The 17,344-nt window shown below is 65.7% G+C and carries 12 protein-coding genes; 4 read left to right on the top strand and 8 right to left on the bottom strand.

Annotation, left to right across the window (positions count from 1 at the left end; all coding sequences use genetic code 11):
* Nucleotides 1-20: 20 nt before the first annotated feature.
* Entirely contained in the window at nucleotides 21-767 is a 747-nt protein-coding gene (locus N7422_RS08325; RefSeq protein ID WP_279806098.1) for an SDR family oxidoreductase, read from the bottom strand.
* A 225-nt stretch (nucleotides 768-992) separates the two neighbouring features.
* Here N7422_RS08325 and N7422_RS08320 point away from each other — a divergent pair, with 225 nt between their 5' ends.
* The 4 genes from N7422_RS08320 (at nucleotide 993) to N7422_RS08305 (ending at nucleotide 4,520) form a co-directional block, all read left to right on the top strand.
* Complete coding sequence (locus N7422_RS08320; RefSeq protein ID WP_279806097.1) at nucleotides 993-2,555, top strand: winged helix-turn-helix domain-containing protein; 1,563 nt, start codon at nucleotides 993-995, stop codon at nucleotides 2,553-2,555.
* A 109-nt stretch (nucleotides 2,556-2,664) separates the two neighbouring features.
* Complete coding sequence (locus N7422_RS08315) at nucleotides 2,665-3,192, top strand: DUF3455 domain-containing protein (protein ID WP_279806096.1); 528 nt, start codon at nucleotides 2,665-2,667, stop codon at nucleotides 3,190-3,192.
* Nucleotides 3,193-3,279: 87 nt separating this feature from the next.
* Nucleotides 3,280-3,828: a sigma-70 family RNA polymerase sigma factor gene (locus tag N7422_RS08310; RefSeq protein ID WP_279806095.1), complete on the top strand. Its 549-nt coding sequence runs from the start codon at nucleotides 3,280-3,282 to the stop codon at nucleotides 3,826-3,828.
* Nucleotides 3,825-4,520 (top strand): anti-sigma factor, encoded by a 696-nt coding sequence (locus N7422_RS08305; protein WP_279894797.1) that lies wholly within the window; start codon nucleotides 3,825-3,827, stop codon nucleotides 4,518-4,520. Before N7422_RS08310 ends, N7422_RS08305 begins: the two co-directional genes overlap by 4 nt.
* Nucleotides 4,521-4,558: 38 nt before the next feature.
* On the opposite strand, the gene N7422_RS08300 is transcribed toward N7422_RS08305, so the two are convergent.
* The 7 genes from N7422_RS08300 to N7422_RS08270 form a co-directional block, all read right to left on the bottom strand.
* On the bottom strand, nucleotides 4,559-6,049 hold the full coding sequence (locus tag N7422_RS08300) for an efflux transporter outer membrane subunit (RefSeq protein ID WP_279806094.1): 1,491 nt from the start codon (nucleotides 6,047-6,049) through the stop codon (nucleotides 4,559-4,561).
* Nucleotides 6,046-9,156 (bottom strand): efflux RND transporter permease subunit, encoded by a 3,111-nt coding sequence (locus N7422_RS08295; RefSeq protein WP_279806093.1) that lies wholly within the window; start codon nucleotides 9,154-9,156, stop codon nucleotides 6,046-6,048. Before N7422_RS08295 ends, N7422_RS08300 begins: the two co-directional genes overlap by 4 nt.
* On the bottom strand, nucleotides 9,153-12,251 hold the full coding sequence (locus N7422_RS08290; protein WP_279806092.1) for an MdtB/MuxB family multidrug efflux RND transporter permease subunit: 3,099 nt from the start codon (nucleotides 12,249-12,251) through the stop codon (nucleotides 9,153-9,155). Before N7422_RS08290 ends, N7422_RS08295 begins: the two co-directional genes overlap by 4 nt.
* Complete coding sequence (locus N7422_RS08285) at nucleotides 12,248-13,540, bottom strand: MdtA/MuxA family multidrug efflux RND transporter periplasmic adaptor subunit (protein WP_279806091.1); 1,293 nt, start codon at nucleotides 13,538-13,540, stop codon at nucleotides 12,248-12,250. The genes N7422_RS08290 and N7422_RS08285 overlap by 4 nt, the downstream gene beginning before the upstream one ends.
* A 286-nt stretch (nucleotides 13,541-13,826) precedes the next feature.
* Nucleotides 13,827-14,327 (bottom strand): thiol peroxidase, encoded by a 501-nt coding sequence (tpx, locus tag N7422_RS08280; RefSeq protein WP_279806090.1) that lies wholly within the window; start codon nucleotides 14,325-14,327, stop codon nucleotides 13,827-13,829.
* Nucleotides 14,328-14,492: 165 nt separating this feature from the next.
* Nucleotides 14,493-15,773, bottom strand: a complete 1,281-nt coding sequence (locus tag N7422_RS08275; RefSeq protein WP_279806089.1) for a serine/threonine transporter — start codon at nucleotides 15,771-15,773, stop codon at nucleotides 14,493-14,495.
* Nucleotides 15,774-16,066: 293 nt separating this feature from the next.
* The gene (locus N7422_RS08270) at nucleotides 16,067-17,263 is read right to left on the bottom strand and encodes an aspartate/tyrosine/aromatic aminotransferase (protein ID WP_279806088.1); all 1,197 of its coding nucleotides are present in this window, start codon (nucleotides 17,261-17,263) and stop codon (nucleotides 16,067-16,069) included.
* Between the last annotated feature and the right edge of the window lie 81 nt (nucleotides 17,264-17,344).

The raw sequence follows: 17,344 nt of genomic DNA, 5'->3' as shown, positions 1-17,344 counted from the left end.
GGACAATGGATGTGACAGGTTCACGAGCGACGCGCGAGCCAATCGACGAAGCGCGTCTCTGCGAGTCGGGCGCCACGGCCGGGGGTCAGCGACTGATCGTCGAGTTCGGCGCCGAAGTAGCGCGCATGGACATCGGCGACGACCTTGCGCGGGTCGCCGTTCAGGCGCAGGAAAGTACGGACCAGCTCATCCAGCGGCCCGGCCTCGGGCCCTGCAACCTCAAGGGTGCCGTTGGCCGGAGGCGCCAGCGCCACATCGGTGAGGGCCGCGGCGACATCGTCCGAGGCCATCGGCTGGAACAGCGCCGGCGACAGGCGGATCTCGTCGCCGACGCTGGCGGCCTCGGCGATGCCTGGGACGAACTCGAAGAACTGCGTGGCCCGCAGCAAGGTGTACGGCAGCCCGGAGGCCTTGATCAGGTCCTCCTGGGCCACCTTGGCGCGAAAGTAGCCGTTTTCCGGCAGCCGCTCGCTGCCGACGATCGACAAGGCCACGTGGTGGTGCACGCCCGCTGCCGCTTCCGCCGCCAGCAGGTTGCGGGTGGACGTCTGAAAGAACTCGAGGACAGCCTGGTCCTCCCAGGACGGTGCGTTGCTGACATCGACCACGACATCGATGCCATCCAGCACCTCGGCGAGCCCTTCGCGGGTGATCGTGTTGACGCCCGTGCTGGGCGCCGCCGCGACGGCATCATGGCCACGCTCGCGCAGCGCATTGACCAGTTTCGATCCAATGAGGCCGGTGCCTCCGATGACAACGAGTTTCATGGGCTTTCTCCGCGTCTCGACCGCAACCATTGCCGTCGTTCAGACAGACAATGCGCCGGACACGCCGGCGAGTCCTTGCGCAGCCCTTGGATTTACCTTCAAGGCACCTTGGATTCACGTCCAGAGTGCCGCGATGGCGGCCTGTACGACGCTGCCTTATCATCGACGGATGCCAACGAACGGTCGCCTCGGACACAAAACCTTGGGCGCGCGAGGGGACAAGACGTGTCATTCGAGTTTGACGACTATGTGCTCGACGAGCAGCGCCGGGAGCTCACCCGACGCGGGCAGGCCGTTGCCATCGGCCCGCAGGTGTTCGACCTGTTGCTGCAACTGGTGGTCAATCGCGACCGGGTGATGGGCCGGGACGAATTGCTGGCCAACGTGTGGAACGGCAGGATCGTCTCCGAATCGACCATCGCCAGCCATATCAACGCCGTGCGCAAGGCCATCGGCGACTCGGGCGAAGAACAACGCCTGCTGCGCACCGTGGCGCGCAAGGGCTACCGCTTCGTCGGACAGATCCTCGAGGCACCGCCCGTCGAGCAGCCCGCCCCCCGCCCCGTCGAGCCTGGCCAGGCCCTTGCGCTGCCGGACAAACCCTCGATCACCGTCCTGCCTTTCCAGAACCTGAGCGGCGACCCGGAACAGGACTACTTTGCCGATGGCATCGTCGAAGACATCATCGCCGCCCTGTCACGGTTCCGCTGGCTGTTCGTCATCGCCCGCAACTCCAGCTTCACCTTCAAAGGCCAACGCATCGATGTCCATCAGATCGGCCAGACCCTGGGCGTGCGCTACGTGCTCGAAGGCAGCGTGCGCAAGGCGGGCAATCGCATACGCATCACAGGCCAGCTGATCGACGCGAGCAGCGGCGAACACCTGTGGGCCGAGCGCTTCGAAGGCCTGCTCGACGATCTGTTCGAACTGCAGGACCAGGTGGCCGAAAGCGTGGTGGGGGCGATCGCGCCACAACTCGAGCGTGCCGAGATCGAGCGGGCCAAGCGCAAGCCCACCGATAGCCTGTGCGCGTACGACTATTACCTGCGCGGCACGGCGAAGATGCACACCGGCACCCGCGAAGCCATCGCCCAGGCACTGTCGCTGTTCCACCAGGCGGTCGAACTCGACCCGGAGTTCGCTTCGGCCTACGGCATGGCGGCCTGGTGCTACTTCTGGCGCAAGGTCAATGGCTGGATGGACGATCGCCCGGCGGAAATCGCCGAGGGCGCGCGCCTGGCGCACCTGGCCGTGGCCCTGGGGCGGGACGATGCCGTCGCGCTGACCCGGGGTGGCCACGCCCTGGGCCACCTGGCCGGCGACCTCGACGGCGCAATCGCCATGCTCGACCGGGCGCGCCTGCTCAACCCTAACCTGGCGCCCGCCTGGTACCTCGGCGGGATCCTGCGTGCCCTGCGCGGCGAGACCCAGGCCGCGATCGACAACCTCAACCATGCCACCCGCCTGAGCCCGCTGGATCCGGAAATGTTCCGCATGCAGGTGGGCATGGCCCTCGCCCACTTCTTCGCCGGACGCCTGGACAACGCCCTGGAGTGGGCGGAAAAGGCGCTCGGCAACCTCCCCACCCTGCTCCCGGCGGTGGCCCTGGTCGCAGCCTGCCACGCGCTGAACGGCCGGTTCGACAGCGCAAGACAGGCCATGGCGCGCTTGCGGGCGCAGGACCCAGCGTTGCAGGTATCGACCTTGAGGCAGTGGCTGCCGATTTATCGCGACGAGGACCTTGCTCGGCTTGCCGAGGGTTTGCGACAGGCAGGGCTGCCTGAATGACCCGCTGGATATTTTGCGCGATCGACTGCATCCAAACGTCCTGCTGGCGGGTATATACGTCAGGGCGGTCCAGGCCTGCCCTGTCCATGACTCTCCAGGAGATCCCTCGATGAACATCACGCTCGCTTCGTTGCTGCTTGCCTCTGGCCTCGCCCTGGCCCTGCAGACCGCCCATGCCCAGACCGGCGTTCCCGATGCCGTCAAGGTGCCCGATGGTCACAAGGTCGCTCTGGAAACCGTCGGTGTCGGTGAAATCACCTACGAGTGCCGCGACAAGGCCAACGCTCCTGGCCAGACCGAATGGACCTTCGTCGGCCCCAAGGCGGTGCTCAATGACCGCGCTGGAAAACCGGTGGGCGACTACTTCGGGCCGCCCGCCACCTGGCAGGCCAGGGACGGTTCGAAGATCACCGGCACCCAGCTGGCCATCGCCCCGGCGGCCAAGGGTGATCTGCCGTACCAACTGGTCAAGGCCAACCCCGCCGAGGGCAAGGGTGCGATGAGCGGCGTCAGTTTCATCCAGCGCCTGGCCACTCGCGGAGGCGTGGCCCCGCAAAGCGCCTGCTCGGCCCAGAACAAGGGCGAGAAACAGATCGTCAAGTACCAGGCCGACTACATCTTCTGGGCCGCCAAGTGACTGCTTGAAAAGCAGGCGCGCGGGCATCCTTCGGCTACGCTCATCGGCAGACCTCGACCAGCCGGTAGCAGAAGGATTGCCCCTGTCTTGAACCTGTCCTCCACGCCTTTCGACTTTCAGCGTTGCCTCGAGGCCTGTGCCCTGGGTGATCGGCACGCGTTGCAGGCGCTCTACGACCAGGAAGGCTCCCGCTTGCTCGGCGTGGCGCGGCGCATAGCCCGTGATGACGCCACGGCCGAGGACATCGTCCACGATGCCTTCATCCGCATCTGGACCCACGCGGCCAGCTTCGATCCCGCACGCGGGTCGGCGCGTGGCTGGGTATACAGCGTGACCCGACACCTGGCCCTGAATTTCGTGCGCGACACCCGCCGTGAAGTCACGCTGGACGAGACGACCCTCACCAACACCGAGGCACTGGCGCCCTACCAGGAGAATCTCGAGCTGCTGACCGACACCGCCAAGGTCCATCGCTGCCTCAGGCAACTGGAGCCAGCACGTCGGCTGTGCATCCTGCATGCCTATGTCGACGGCTTCAGCCACGCCGAGATCGCCAGGTTGCTCGGTACCCCCCTTGGCACGGTCAAGGCCTGGATCAAGCGCAGCCTCAAGGTGTTGCGGGAGTGCATGGGATGACTACCGAGTCCGACGACGAAAGCCGCGAAGACATCGACCAGCTGGCCGGGGAGTATGTGCTCGGTACTCTGTCTGCCGAGCAGAACGCGGCGGTGCTTCAGCGTCTGGACACGGATCGGGCCTTGCGCACCGCCGTGGATGACTGGGAGAACCGGTTGCTGGAACTCAACACGCTGGCCACTCCCCTGCCCCCCAGCGCAAGGCTGTGGGGGCGGATCACCCGCAGCCTGGACGAACGCCGTACGCGTCCTCGCAGGTGGCAGCGCCTGGCGCTGTGGCAGGGGCTGAGCGGCATCGGCGTGGCGGCCAGCCTGCTGCTGGCCTTGCTGCTGCTGACCGCCCAGCCGCCAACGACCACTTACCTGGTGGTGCTGGTGGCGCCTGCGGACCAGGTACCTGGCTGGGTGGTCCAGGCCAGCGATACACGTAAAGTCCAGCTTATTCCACTGGGCAAGTCCGAGGTGCCAGCGGACAAGGTCCTGCAGTTCTGGACCAAGGGCGCGCAATGGCAGGCGCCGGTGTCCCTGGGGCTGGTCAAGCCGGGAGAACAGCTCACCGTTCCCCTGGATCGCCTGCCGCCGCTCGAACCCAACCAGCTGTTCGAGCTGACCCTGGAGAGGGCCGGCGGCTCGCTCACTGGCCGCCCGACGGGTCCAGTGCAATTCATCGGTCGAGCGGTCAAGGTGATCTGAACCCAGTCACCTCGATGTTGCGGGCAAGGCAACGCCGTTCAGTCCTCCTGTACCGCCAGCGCCTGCTGCGCATCCCAACCACCTCCCAAGGCCGCAATCAACTGCACACTCGCCACCAACCGCCCCTGCAGCAACGTCAGCACGCTGCGCTCATTGCTCAGGGCCGTGGTCTGCACGTTCACCACATCCAGATACCCGATCAGCCCGGCCTTGTACTGGTTCTCGGTCAGGCGCAACGACTCGCGCGCCGCTTCCAGAGCCTCTTGCCGCACCACGGCTTCGTCACCATACACCTTGAGCTGCACCAGGTAGTTCTCGACCTCCCTGAAACCATCCAGCACGGTCTGGCGGTACTGCGCCACGGTCTGGTCGTACACCGCCACGGTGCGATCCACCTCGGCGCTGCGCCTGCCAGCATCGAACAGGGTCAGCGCCAGTTGCGGTCCGACCGACCAGTAACGGTTGGGCAACTCGATCCAGTTGTTGAAGCTGCTGCTGGAATAGCCCCCGCTCATGCTCAACGACAGGTCCGGGAAATACGCGGCACGGGAAACGCCGATATTGGCGTTGGCCGCCATCACCTTGCGCTCGGCCGAGGCGATGTCGGGTCGGCGCTCCAGCAGTTGCGACGGCAGCGCCAGCGGAATCTGCGGCAACGCCGGGATGTCGTTGCTCGGCGCCAGCGCGAAGTCCGCCGGCGCCTTGCCCATCAGCACGGCGATGGCGTTCTCGTACTGCGCTCGCTGCCAGGCCAGGTCGATCAGATCGGCCTGGGCGCTCTTGAGCTGGGTCCGTGCCTGGGCCACGGCGTCCGGCCCGGAAACCCCGGCGCGGTACTGGTTCTCGTTCATCTTCAACGAGCGCTCATAGGCCGCGACCGTGGCTTCGAGCAGACGCTTCTGCTCATCGATCACCCGCAACTGCAGGTAGTTCTGCACCAGCTCCGACTGCTGGCTCAGGCGGATCGCCGCCATGTCGGCCAGGCTGGCCTCGGCGCTCGCTTCGTTGGCGTTCAGGGTCTCGCGCAGTTTGCCCCACAGGTCGATCTCCCAGCTCACGCCGAGCTGCGCGTTGTAGGTGTTGCGAATGCCACTGCTGTTGTTCGACAGGCTGGAACTGGAGCTGCCTGTTCCCTGCGCCGAGCGATTCTTGCTGGTGGTCAGGTCCAGCGTGGGGAACAGCGAGGCACGGCTGCTACGCACCAGAGCCTGGGCCTGACGGTACTGGGCTTCATACTGCGCGACCGTCTGATTGCTGCGGTTGAGCTCCTCGACCAACCCGTTCAACTGCCTGTCGCCGTAGATTTCCCACCACGCCCCGCGGGCGATGGCATCCGACGGATTGGCCTGGGTCCAGCCCTCGGCCTGCTTGAACTGCGCCGGCGTGCTCATCTCGGGCCGGTGATAATCCGGGCTCAGCGTACAAGCGCTGAGCATCGCCACGCACAGGCCGGCGCCGACCAGGCGCGAGCCACGTCCCCGGGTCAGCAGCTGGAGGGCACGGTGGATTTGGGTTTCGGCAAAGTTCATAGCGGGGTATCCAGGGCAGCGTCGGTGCGCACACCGCGCCAACGGTTGAAACGGTGACGCAGGCGGTCGAGGTACAGGTAGACCACCGGCGTCGTGTACAGGGTCAGGACCTGGCTGAACACCAGGCCGCCGATGATGGTCAGGCCCAGCGGCTGGCGCATCTCGGCGCCCTCCGCCTGGCTGAGCAGCAGCGGCAGCGCGCCGAGGATGGCGGCCAGGGTGGTCATGAGGATCGGCCGCAGGCGCAGCAGGCAGGCGCGGCGGATCGACTCTTCCGGCGTGAGGCCGTCGTTGCGCTCCAGCTGCAGGGCCAGGTCGATCATCAGGATGGCGTTCTTCTTCACCACGCCGATCAGCAGGAACAGCCCCAGCAGCGAGATCAGGCTGAACTCGCCGCCGGTCAGGTACAGCACCAGCAAGGCGCCGACGCCGGCCGAGGGCAGCGTGGAGAGGATGGTCAACGGGTGGATGTAACTCTCGTAGAGAATGCCCAGCACCAGGTACACCAGCACCAGGGCGCCGAGGATCATCAGCGGTTGGCCCTCGGTGGTGCTGGCAAAGGCGCTGGCCGTGCCGCCGAGCTTGGCGATGATCGACTCGGGCATGCCCAGCCTGGCCACCGCGCGCTCCAGCGCGGCCATGGCCTGGTCGGTGCTGTAGCCCTCGGCGACGTCGAAGGCGATTTCCTCGGAGGCGAACTGGTCTTCGTGGCTGACGCGGTCGTTGGCCAGGCTGTTCTCGTAATGGGCGAACGTGGACAACGGCACGCGGGCGCCGTCGGCGGTGATCACCTGCACCTGTTCCAGGGTGCTTGGGTCCCAGGCATACCTGGGGTTGATCTCCAGCACCACCTGGTACTGGTTGAGGCTGTCGTAGATGGTCGAGATCTGCCGCTGGCTGTAGGCGTTGTTCAGCACGGCGGTGACCATGTCCATGTCGATACCCAGGCGCTTGGCCTGGTCACGATCCACCACCAGGGTCACCTGCTGGGTGCCCGCGCCGTCTCGGGCATCGACCGCCGTCAGCTCGGGCACCGTGCGCAGGGTCGCCGCGACTTTCGGGAACCACTCACGCAGGGCATCCAGCTCGCCACTCTGCAGGGTGTAAAGGTACTGCGAAGTGGTCTGGTCGCGGCCGCCGCCCCCTAGCTGCAGGTCCTGGTCGGCCATCAGGTACAAACGCCCGCCCGGCACCTTGGGCAATTCCTTGCGCAGGCGATCGATGACTTTCTGGGCATTTTCCTTGCGTTCGGCGATGGGCTTGAGGCGCACCAGGACGAAGGCGTTGTTGGTGCCGCTGTTGCCGCCGATGAAACCGGCGACACTCTCCACGGCCGGATCCTTGAGCAGCGCCCGACGGTAGATTTCCATCTTCGGCTGCATGACGGTGAACGACAGGCCATCGTCGCCACGGATGAAACCTTGCAACTGGCCGGTGTCCTGCTGCGGCATCAGGGTCTTGGGCACCACGACATAGAGCGCGATGTTGAGCACGATGGTGGCCAGCAGGCTGATCAGCGTCAGGCGCTTGTGGCGCAACGCCCAACCCAGGCTCCTGTCGTAGCCTGCGACCATGCGCTGGTGGATACGGTCGCTCCAGCGCTGCAGGCGGGTCTGCTGTTGCGGGCCATGGACCTTCAGCCAGCGCGAGCAGAGCATCGGCGTCAGCGTCAGCGACACCACCAGCGAAACGATGATCGCCGCGGCCAAGGTGATCGAAAACTCCTTGAACAACCCCCGGACGATGCCGCCCATGAACAGGATGGAGACGAACACCGCCACCAGCGAGACGTTCATAGACAGCAGGGTGAAGCCGACCTCCCTGGCGCCCTTGTAGGCGGCGCGCATGGGGGTTTCACCGTTCTCGATATGCCGCGAGATGTTCTCCAGCACCACGATGGCGTCGTCCACCACCAGGCCGGTGGCCAGGATCAGCGCCATCAGCGACAGGTTATTCAGCGAGAAGCCGCACAGGTACATGACCGCAAACGTCCCCACCAGCGACACCGGCACCGCCAGGCTGGGGATCAGCGAGGCGCGGAAGTTGCCTAGGAACAGGTAGACCACCAGGATCACCAGCACCACGGCGATCAGCAGGGTGTGCTCGGCCTCCTTCAGGGTGGCCTTGATCACCGGCGAACGATCCATGGCCACGTTGAGCTTCACACTGGCGGGCAGCAGCGACTGCAACGCCGGCAACTCGGCCTTGATCTGCTCGACGGTCTCGATGATGTTGGCGTTGGTCTGGCGGTTGACCACCAGCAGCACCGCGCTCTCATCGTTGAAAAACCCGCTGTTGTAGCGGTTCTCCACGCCGTCGGTGACCTTGGCCACGTCGGCCAGGCGCAGGATCGCGCCGTTCTGCTGGCGGATCACCACCGGCTTGTAGTCTTCGGCGCTTTCCAGCTGGTCGTTGGCGCGCACCTGCCAGTTGCGCTCACTGTCCTCGACGAAGCCCATCGGCCGGCGCTGGTTGGCGTTGGCCACCGCGGTGCGCACCTCGTCCAGGGACAACCCGTACTGGTTGAGCAGCTGCGGTTCGAGCTCGATGCGCACCGCCGGCAGCGAGCTGCCGCCGATCTGCACCTCGCCTACTCCGCTGACCTGGGACAGGCTCTGCGACAGGATGGTATCGGCCAGGTCGTAGAGCTTGCCCTTGGACAGCACGTCCGAGGTCAGCGACAGCACCATGATCGGCGCCTGGGACGGGTTGATCTTCTTGTAGGTGGGCATGCTGCGCATGCCACTGGGCAGCAAGTTGCGGGTGGCGTTGATCGCCGCCTGCACCTCACGGGCGGCGCCGTCGATGTCGCGGCCCAGGTCGAAGCCGATGATCACCCGGGTCGAGCCCTGGTTGGAACTGCTGGTCAGCGTGGTGACGCCGGCGATGGCGCCGAGCTTGCGCTCCAGCGGCGTGGCCACGGTGGAGGCCATGACCTCGGGGCTGGCGCCTGGCAGGTTGGCCTGCACCACGATCACCGGGAAGTCCATCTGCGGCAGTGGCGATACCGGCAGCAGACCGAAGCTCACCCCGCCCAGCAACATGATCGCCAGGCTCAGCAGCATGGTCGCTACCGGTCGGCGAATGAAGGGTCCGGACAGGTTCATGCGTCAGCCTGCTGCGCGTCGGCAGCCGGGCGCCAGCGGCGCGCCAGACGATCGAAGTACAAGTAGATCACCGGGGTGGTGAACAGGGTCAGCACCTGGCTCACCAGCAGGCCACCGACCATCACCAGGCCCAGGGGCTGACGCAGCTCGGCGCCGGAGCCGGTGGCGAGCATCAGCGGCACGGCACCGAACAGCGCGGCCAGGGTGGTCATCAGGATTGGCCGGAAGCGCAGCAGCGCCGCCTGGTAGATCGCCTCACGCGGGCTCATGCCCTGATGACGCTCGGCCTCCAGGGCGAAGTCGATCATCATGATCGCGTTCTTCTTGACGATGCCGATCAGCAGGATGATGCCGATGATGGCGATCATGCCCAGGTCATTGCCGCTGAGCAGCAGCGCGAGCAAGGCCCCCACCGCCGCCGACGGCAGCGTGGAAAGGATGGTCACCGGGTGTATGTAGCTCTCGTAGAGCACGCCCAGCACGATGTACATGGTCACCACGGCGGCCAGGATCAGCAGCAAGGTGCTCGACAGCGAGGCCTGGAACGCCTCGGCGGCCCCCTGGAAGCGAGTCTGCACGCCCAGCGGCATGCCGATGTCCCGCTGCACCTGCTCGATCACCTTTACCGCCTCGCCCAGCGACGAGCCATGGGCCAGGTTGAACGACATCATCACCGCCGGGAACTGGCCAATATGGGAAATGGCCAGTTGGGCCTGGCGCTGCTCGATGCGCGCCAGCGCCGACAGACGCACCTGGCCACCATCGGTGGCGCTGACGTGGATCGACTCCAGCGCCTGCGGACCGAGGCTGGCCGCGGTCTGCGACTGCAGCACCACGCGGTATTGGCTGGCCTGGGTGTAGATGGTCGAGATCTGCCGCTGGCCGAACGCGTCGTACAGCGCGTTGGTGATCTGCGACACGCTGATGCCAAGGCGGCTGGCCATGTCGCGGTCGATCACCAGGTACACCTGCAGGCCTTTGTCCTGCAGGTCGCTGGCCACGTCCTGCAGTTCCGGGCGCTGCTGCAGCGCCTGCACCAGCTTGCCGCTCCACTCGGCGAGCATGTCGGCATCCGGCGAGCTGAGGCTGAACTGGTACTGGGTGCGGCTGACCCGGTCCTCGATGCTCAGGTCCTGCACCGGCTGCATGAACAGGCGAATGCCCACCAGTTTGTCGAGCTGCGGCTGCAGGCGGCGGATGACCTCGGCGGCGGTGACGTCGCGCTCGCCATGGGGCTTGAGGTTGATCAGCAGGCGGCCGCTGTTGAGGGTGGCGTTGTCGCCGTCCACGCCGATGTAGGAAGACAGGCTCTGCACCGCCGGATCTTCGAGGATCACCTTGGCCAGCGATTGCTGGCGCTCGCTCATGGCGGCGAACGAGGTGGCCTGGGGCGCTTCGGAAATACCCTGGATCACCCCGGTGTCCTGCACCGGGAAGAAGCCCTTGGGCACCATCAGGTACAGCACCACGGTCAGCGCCAGGGTAGCCACGGCCACCAGCAGCGTCAGCGGTTGGCGCTCGAGCACCCAGGTCAACGCACGGCCGTAGTGCTTGATCAGCCAGTCGATCCAGGCGCCACTGGCGCGGTAGAAACGGCCCTGGTCCTGCTCCTTGGGCTCGCGCTTGAGCAAGCGGGCGCACATCATCGGTGTCAGCGTCAGCGAAACCACCAGCGAGATCAGGATCGCCACCGCCAGGGTGATGGCGAATTCGCGGAACAGTCGCCCGACCACATCGGCCATGAACAGCAGCGGGATCAATACCGCGATCAGCGAGAAGGTCAGCGAGATGAGGGTGAAACCGATCTGCCTGGCCCCCTTGAGCGCAGCCTGCAACGGCGTTTCGCCCTCCTCGATATGGCGGGAGATGTTCTCCAGCATGACGATGGCATCGTCCACCACGAATCCGGTGGCGATGGTCAGGGCCATCAGCGTGAGGTTGTTGACCGAGAATCCGGCCAGGTACATCACCCCGAAGGTGCCGATCAACGACAGTGGCACGGCGATGGACGGGATGAGGGTGGCACTGACCCTGCGCAGGAACAGGAAGGTCACCATCACCACCAGGGCGATGGCGAACAGCAGTTCGTGCTGCACGTCGCGCACGGCGGCGCGGATGGTCTGGGTACGGTCGGTGAGCACGCTGACTTCCAGCCCGGCCGGCAGGTTGTCGGTGATCGACGGCAGCATCTCCTTGATCCGGTCGACCACTTCGATGACGTTGGCGCCAGGCTGGCGCTGGATGTTCAGCAGCACCGCCTCGTTCTGATTGGCCCAGGCGGCCAGGCGCTCGTTCTCGGCGCCGTCGACGATCTCGGCGATGTCCTTCAGGCGCAGCGGCGCGCCATTGTTGTACTTGAGGATGAGGTTGGCGTACTCGGCGGGCGAGCGCAGCTGGTCGTTGGCATCGAGCATCGACACGCGGGTGGGGCCGTCGAAGTTGCCCTTGGGCTGGTTGACGTTGGACGCGCCGATCAGGGTCCGCACGTCATCCAGGTTCAGACCATTGGCGGCCAGGGCCTCGACATTGACCTTGATCCGTACTGCCTGGCGCTGGCCGCCGGCGATGCTGACCATGCCGACGCCGCTGATCTGGGCGATCTTCTGCGCCACGCGGGTATCGACCAGGTCGTTGAGCTTGGGCAACGGCATGGTCTTCGATGAGATGGCCAGGGTCAGCACCGGGGTGTCGGCCGGATTGACCTTGTTGTACACCGGCGGCGCCGGCAGGTCGCTGGGCAGCAGGTTGCTGGCGGCGTTGATCGCGGCCTGGACCTGCTGCTCGGCGACATCCATGTTCATGTCGAGGTTGAAGCGCAAGGTGAGCACCGAGGCGCCACCTGAGCTGGTCGACGCCATCTGCTCCAGGCCCGGCATCTGGCCGAACTGGCGCTCCAGCGGGGCGGTGACCGCACTGGTCATCACCTGTGGGCTGGCGCCTGGGTAAAGGGTCATGACCCGGATGGTCGGGTAGTCGACCTGCGGCAAGGCCGCCACTGGCAGCAGCTTGTAGGCGATCAGGCCGGCCAGGACGATGGCCAGCATGCTCAGCGTGGTGGCGACCGGCCGCAGGATGAACAGGCGCGAGAGGTTCATGCGCCCGCCTTGCCGCTCGACTCACCGGTCTGCGCCGAGCCACCGGCGCCCTGCCCTTGCAGGTGCTGGCCGGGGGTGGTCGGCACTTGCGAGCTGTCTTCGACCACCTCGACCTTGGTGCCTTCGCGCAGGCGATCGGTGCCTTCCAGCACCAGGCGATCACCGGCCGCCAGGCCCTCGACGATCACCGTGTTCTCGCCATCGCTGGCACCGACCTTGAGCTTGCGGATGTTGATCGTGTTCTCGGCGTTGACCACATAGGCGAAGGTGCCGTCGTTGCCGAACTGGATGGCCGCGGCCGGCGCCAGCACCACGTGCTTCAGGGTGTCGGCCAGCAGACGCACATTGACGAACTGATTGGGGAACAGGGCGTGGTCCCTGTTCTCGAAGGTGCCCTTGAACTTCAAGGTGCCGGTCGCGGTGTCGATCTGGTTGTCGAGGCTCCCCAGCACACCGGTGGATTGCAGCTTCTGGTCGCCACGGTCCCAGGCCTCCACCGGCAGGCTCGCGCCGCTGCGGTAGCGGGCGAGCACGGTGTCGAGCTGGGTTTCCGGGAGGGTGAAGGCGACGCTGATCGGCTGGGTCTGGGTGATGACCACCAGCGCCGTGGTGTCGTTGGCGGCCACCAGGTTGCCCAGGTCCAGCTGGCGCAAGCCGACACGGCCGCTGATCGGGGCGCGGATCTGGCTGAATTCGAGGTTCAGGCGAGCATCGTTGACCTGCGCCTGGTTGGTCTTGACCAGGCCCTGGAACTGGGCAACCTGCGCCTCGGCGGTGTCCAGGGTCTGCTTGGCGATGCTGTCCTCGGCGTACAGGCCTTTGTAGCGGGCCAGGTCGACCTGGGCATTCTTCAGTTGCGCCTGGTTCTGCGCCAGAGTGCCTTCGGCCTGCTGCAGGGCGATGCGGTAGGCGCGTGGATCGATCTCGGCGAGCAGATCGCCGGCCTTGACCTGCTGGCCCTCCTTGAAGTGGATTTTGACCAGCTCGCCGGCCACCCGGCTGCGCACATTGACCGTGTTGGTCGCGGTGACGGTGCCAAGGGCCTTGTAGTACAGCGGGAAATCACCCACCCGCACCGGCTCGACGCGGACCGGCACCGCCTCGGCGGAAGCACCGAAGCCCGGGCGCCCGCCCATGCCCATCCCCGCGCCCCGCCCCGGACGGCCACTGGCGCCTTCCTGGTGGGCTACCGGCGCAGGCCACAGCCACCAGGCCAGCACGGCTACCAGCAGCAGGATCAGCAGGCCGAACAGCCAGCGACGGAGGGAACGGGAATTGGAGGCTTGCATGGGTCGAACGAACCTTGTTCAGAGAAAGACGGCGTGGAGAGCGTGAACGATAAGCACTGGCATCGTTTTAGCAAAGGGGCTTTACCAGTGCTTTACCTTCGGCTGACGTTGGCAAAGACGTGGACTTTAAATGAAAACGGCCTGGAACAGGGTCCAGGCCGTTACAGGGTGTAACCCTTGGGGCGCTTCACGCCCCTTTCGCCGGCAAGCCGGCTCCCACAGGTGCGTGCGGTCTTTGTGGGAGCCGGCTTGCCGGCGATGGGCTGCGCAGCAGCCCCAATAGCGTTTACTTCAGGACAGCCAGCGCCGCCTCGTAGTTCGGCTCGTCGGCGATTTCGCCCACCAGCTCGGCGTGCAGCACCTTGTCGTGCTCGTCCAGCACCACCACGGCGCGGGCGGCCAGGCCGGCCAGCGGGCCGTCGGCGATGGCCACGCCGTAGCTCTCCAGGAACTCGCGGCCACGCAGGGTCGACAGGTTCTTGACGTTCTCCAGGCCTTCGGCGCCGCAGAAGCGTGCCTGGGCGAACGGCAGGTCGGCGGAGATGCACAGCACCACGGTGTTGGCCACGTCATTGGCCTGGGCGTTGAACTTGCGCACGGAGGTGGCGCAGGTCGGGGTGTCGACGCTCGGGAAGATATTCAGCACCTTGCGCTTGCCGGCGAAGTCTTTCAGCGACTTGTCGGACAGATCGCCCGCGACCAGGGAGAAGGCCGGAGCCGCGGCGCCGGCCTTGGGCAGTTCGCCTTTGACCTGAACCGGGTTGCCTTTGAGAGTCACTTGAGCCATGGCGGAAATCCTTATGCGGGGTTGGAAAAAGACCCTGAGTTAAGCATGAAGCCGCGCAAGTGCCTATAAGCAAACATGAAATTGTTGTATTGCCAGACAATTATCGTGGACAAGAAAATGCCCGGGTGGCGACAACCGACCCGGGCACTTTCCTTCAGCGGCGTATCAAGCCAGCAGGCCGTACACCACCGAAGTCAGGGCCACCAGGCCGACGACCACCACGAACAGATTGGACAGCGCGCCACTGTACTTGCGCATCGACGGCACGCGACGGATGGCGTACATCGGCATCAGGAACAGCAGCACGGCGATGATCGGGCCGCCCAGGGATTCGATCATGCCGAGGATGCTCGGATTGAGGGTGGCGACGATCCAGCACACCACCAGCATCAGCGCGGCGACCACGCGGTCCAGGGTCTTGGCGCCCGGGCGCATGCCGGCCTTGACGATCATGCCCTTGAGGCCCTCGCTGGCACCGATGTAGTGGCCCAGGAACGACTTGGCGATGGCGATGAAGGCGATCAGCGGCGCGGCGAAGGCGATGGCCGGCTGGTCGAAGTGATTGGCCAGGTACGACAGGATCGACAGGTTCTGCGCCTTGGCCTCGGCCAGCTGGGCGCTGCTCAGGGTCAGCACGCAGCTGAACACGAAGAACAGCACCATCAGCACCATCAGCAAGTGGGCGCGACGCAGGATCTGGCCACTGCGCTCATCGGCGTGCTCACCGTAACGGCGCTTCTGGTCGACGGCGAAGGCCGAGATGATCGGCGAGTGGTTGAACGAGAACACCATCACCGGAATCGCCAGCCACACGGTGTGCAGGAACGCCGAACCGGACGGCACCTGGGTGGCGGTGTCGAGGATCCCGCCGGTCCAGTGCGGCACCAGGTACAGGGCCAGCAGCGCCAGGGCGACGATGAACGGGTAGACCAGCAGGCTCATGACCTTGACCGTGGCCTGTTCACCGCAGCGCACGATCGCCAGCAGGCCGAGGATCAGCACGAACGAAAGGATCGCCCGCGGCGGCGGTGTCATGTGCAGCTGGTGCTCCATGAAGCTGCTGACGGTGTTGGTCAGCGCCACGCTGTAGATCAGCAGGATCGGGAAGATGGCGAAGAAGTACAGGACGGTGATCAGCGCGCCGGCGGTGATGCCGAAATGCTCCTCGACCACTTCGGTGATGTCGCCGCCCTTGCTGCCGGAGAGCACGAAACGGGTTAGCCCGCGGTGCGCGAAGTAGGTCATGGGGAAGGCCAGCAAGGCCAGGACCAGCAGCGGCCAGAAACCGCCAAGGCCGGCATTGATGGGCAGGAACAAGGTTCCGGCGCCGATGGCCGTGCCGAACAGGCCCAGCATCCAGGTGGTGTCGTGACGCGACCAGCTGCCGAGGGTGGCGGGGGTCGATTCTACAAAGCGTTGTTCAACGCTTGGGGCCTGCTCATTCATTCCGGGTGAAGCTCCACTCGCAAGACTGCAACAGGCTGAGAATGGCGAAATAGACGATTCGCCCAACTCAACCGGGTAAAGGGCCCGCGATTGTGCATGCAAAGGTTGCACTTGGGGAAGCCCCGCCCGAGGGACGGTTGCACTTGTCTTTACAAGCGGGTGCGTCGAAGGGGCGCCGCACGCCCCAATCGCGGGCAAGCCCGCTCCCACAGGAGAGTGCCAGGTCCAGGCCCCGCGCATTCCTGTGGGAGCGGGCTTGCCCGCGAGTGGGCCGCAAAGCGGCCCTGAAGCCTTTACTTCTGAACGGCGGCGAACGCCTCGGCCACCCGACGCAGATTGGCCGGACGCAGGCCGGACATGCACATGCGGCCGCTGTCGATCAGGTACACACCGAACTCGTCACGCAGGCGGCGCACCTGCTCGACGCTCAGACCGGTGTAGCTGAACATGCCGCGTTGACGCACGAAGAACTGGAAGTCCTGGCCCGGCAACAGTTCGCCGAGCAGATCGACCAGGCCCTGGCGCATGTCGAGGATGCGCTTGCGCATGACCTCCACTTCCGCTGCCCACTGCCCGCTCAGCTCGGCATCGCCGAGCACGCCGGCCACCAGCTGGGCGCCGAAGGCAGGCGGGCTGGAGTAGTTGCGGCGCACGGTGGCCTTGAGCTGGCCGAGCACGCTGGCGGCGGTGGCCGCATCGTCGCAAACCACCGACAGGCCCCCTACCCGCTCGCCGTACAGCGAGAAGATCTTCGAGAACGAGTTGCTGACCAGGCACGGCACACCGGCGCGCGCCATCTCGCGGATGGCGTAGGCATCTTCCACGAGGCCTTCGCCGAAGCCCTGGTAGGCGATGTCGAGGAACGGGATCAACTGGCGCGCCTTGACCACCTCGACCACCTGCTGCCACTGCTGCGGCTCCAGGTCCGCCCCGGTGGGGTTGTGACAGCAAGGGTGCAGCAGGACGATGCTGTTGGCCGGCAGGGTCTGCAGGGTAGCGAGCATGCCGGCGAAATCCACGCCACGGCTGGCCTGGTCGAAGTACGGGTAGGCGTGCACCTTGAAGCCCGCGCCTTCGAAGATCGCCCGGTGGTTGTCCCAGGTCGGGTTGCTCACCCACACCTCGGAGTCGGGGAAGTAGCGTTTGAGGAAGTCGGCGCCGACTTTCAGCGCGCCGGAGCCACCGACGGTCTGCACGGTGGCCACGCGACCATCGGTCACGACCGGGTGGTCGGCGCCGAACAGCAGCGCCTGGATCGCCTGGCGATAGCTGGCCAGACCTTCCATCGGCAGGTACAGCGAGGCTTCGTGAGGCTGGCCGGCCAGGCGTTTCTCCACTTCGCCCACCGCCGCCAGTTGCGGCACCACGCCGGCTTCGTCGTAGTACAGGCCGATGCTCAGGTTGACCTTGTCGGCACGGGGGTCGGCCTTGAAGGTTTCCATCAACGAAAGGATCGGGTCGCCGGCGTAGGCATCGACATGTTTGAACACAGCGTGCAGCTCCTTGGGAATCAACTCAGTTCGGGGGAGGATGAGCCGAGGATACCTGCAGTGAGGCGCGCGGAACATCAC

Source organism: Pseudomonas sp. GD04091, assembly GCF_029836165.1.
In the GTDB taxonomy this organism is placed as follows: Bacteria; Pseudomonadota; Gammaproteobacteria; order Pseudomonadales; family Pseudomonadaceae; genus Aquipseudomonas.
Note: the sequence above shows the minus strand (reverse complement) of the source record. Positions and strands in the feature narration are given on the sequence as shown.

Bases quoted from the DNA above. Each gene is read 5' to 3' on its own strand.
- N7422_RS08325 (WP_279806098.1), bottom strand. From the start codon at position 767: ATGAAACTCGTTGTCATCGGAGGCACCGGCCTCATTGGATCGAAACTG.
- N7422_RS08315 (WP_279806096.1), top strand. From the start codon at position 2,665: ATGAACATCACGCTCGCTTCGTTGCTGCTTGCCTCTGGCCTCGCCCTG.
- N7422_RS08305 (WP_279894797.1), top strand. From the start codon at position 3,825: ATGACTACCGAGTCCGACGACGAAAGCCGCGAAGACATCGACCAGCTG.
- N7422_RS08300 (WP_279806094.1), bottom strand. From the start codon at position 6,049: ATGAACTTTGCCGAAACCCAAATCCACCGTGCCCTCCAGCTGCTGACC.
- N7422_RS08295 (WP_279806093.1), bottom strand. From the start codon at position 9,156: ATGAACCTGTCCGGACCCTTCATTCGCCGACCGGTAGCGACCATGCTG.
- N7422_RS08290 (WP_279806092.1), bottom strand. From the start codon at position 12,251: ATGAACCTCTCGCGCCTGTTCATCCTGCGGCCGGTCGCCACCACGCTG.
- N7422_RS08285 (WP_279806091.1), bottom strand. From the start codon at position 13,540: ATGCAAGCCTCCAATTCCCGTTCCCTCCGTCGCTGGCTGTTCGGCCTG.
- tpx (WP_279806090.1), bottom strand. From the start codon at position 14,327: ATGGCTCAAGTGACTCTCAAAGGCAACCCGGTTCAGGTCAAAGGCGAA.
- N7422_RS08275 (WP_279806089.1), bottom strand. From the start codon at position 15,773: ATGAATGAGCAGGCCCCAAGCGTTGAACAACGCTTTGTAGAATCGACC.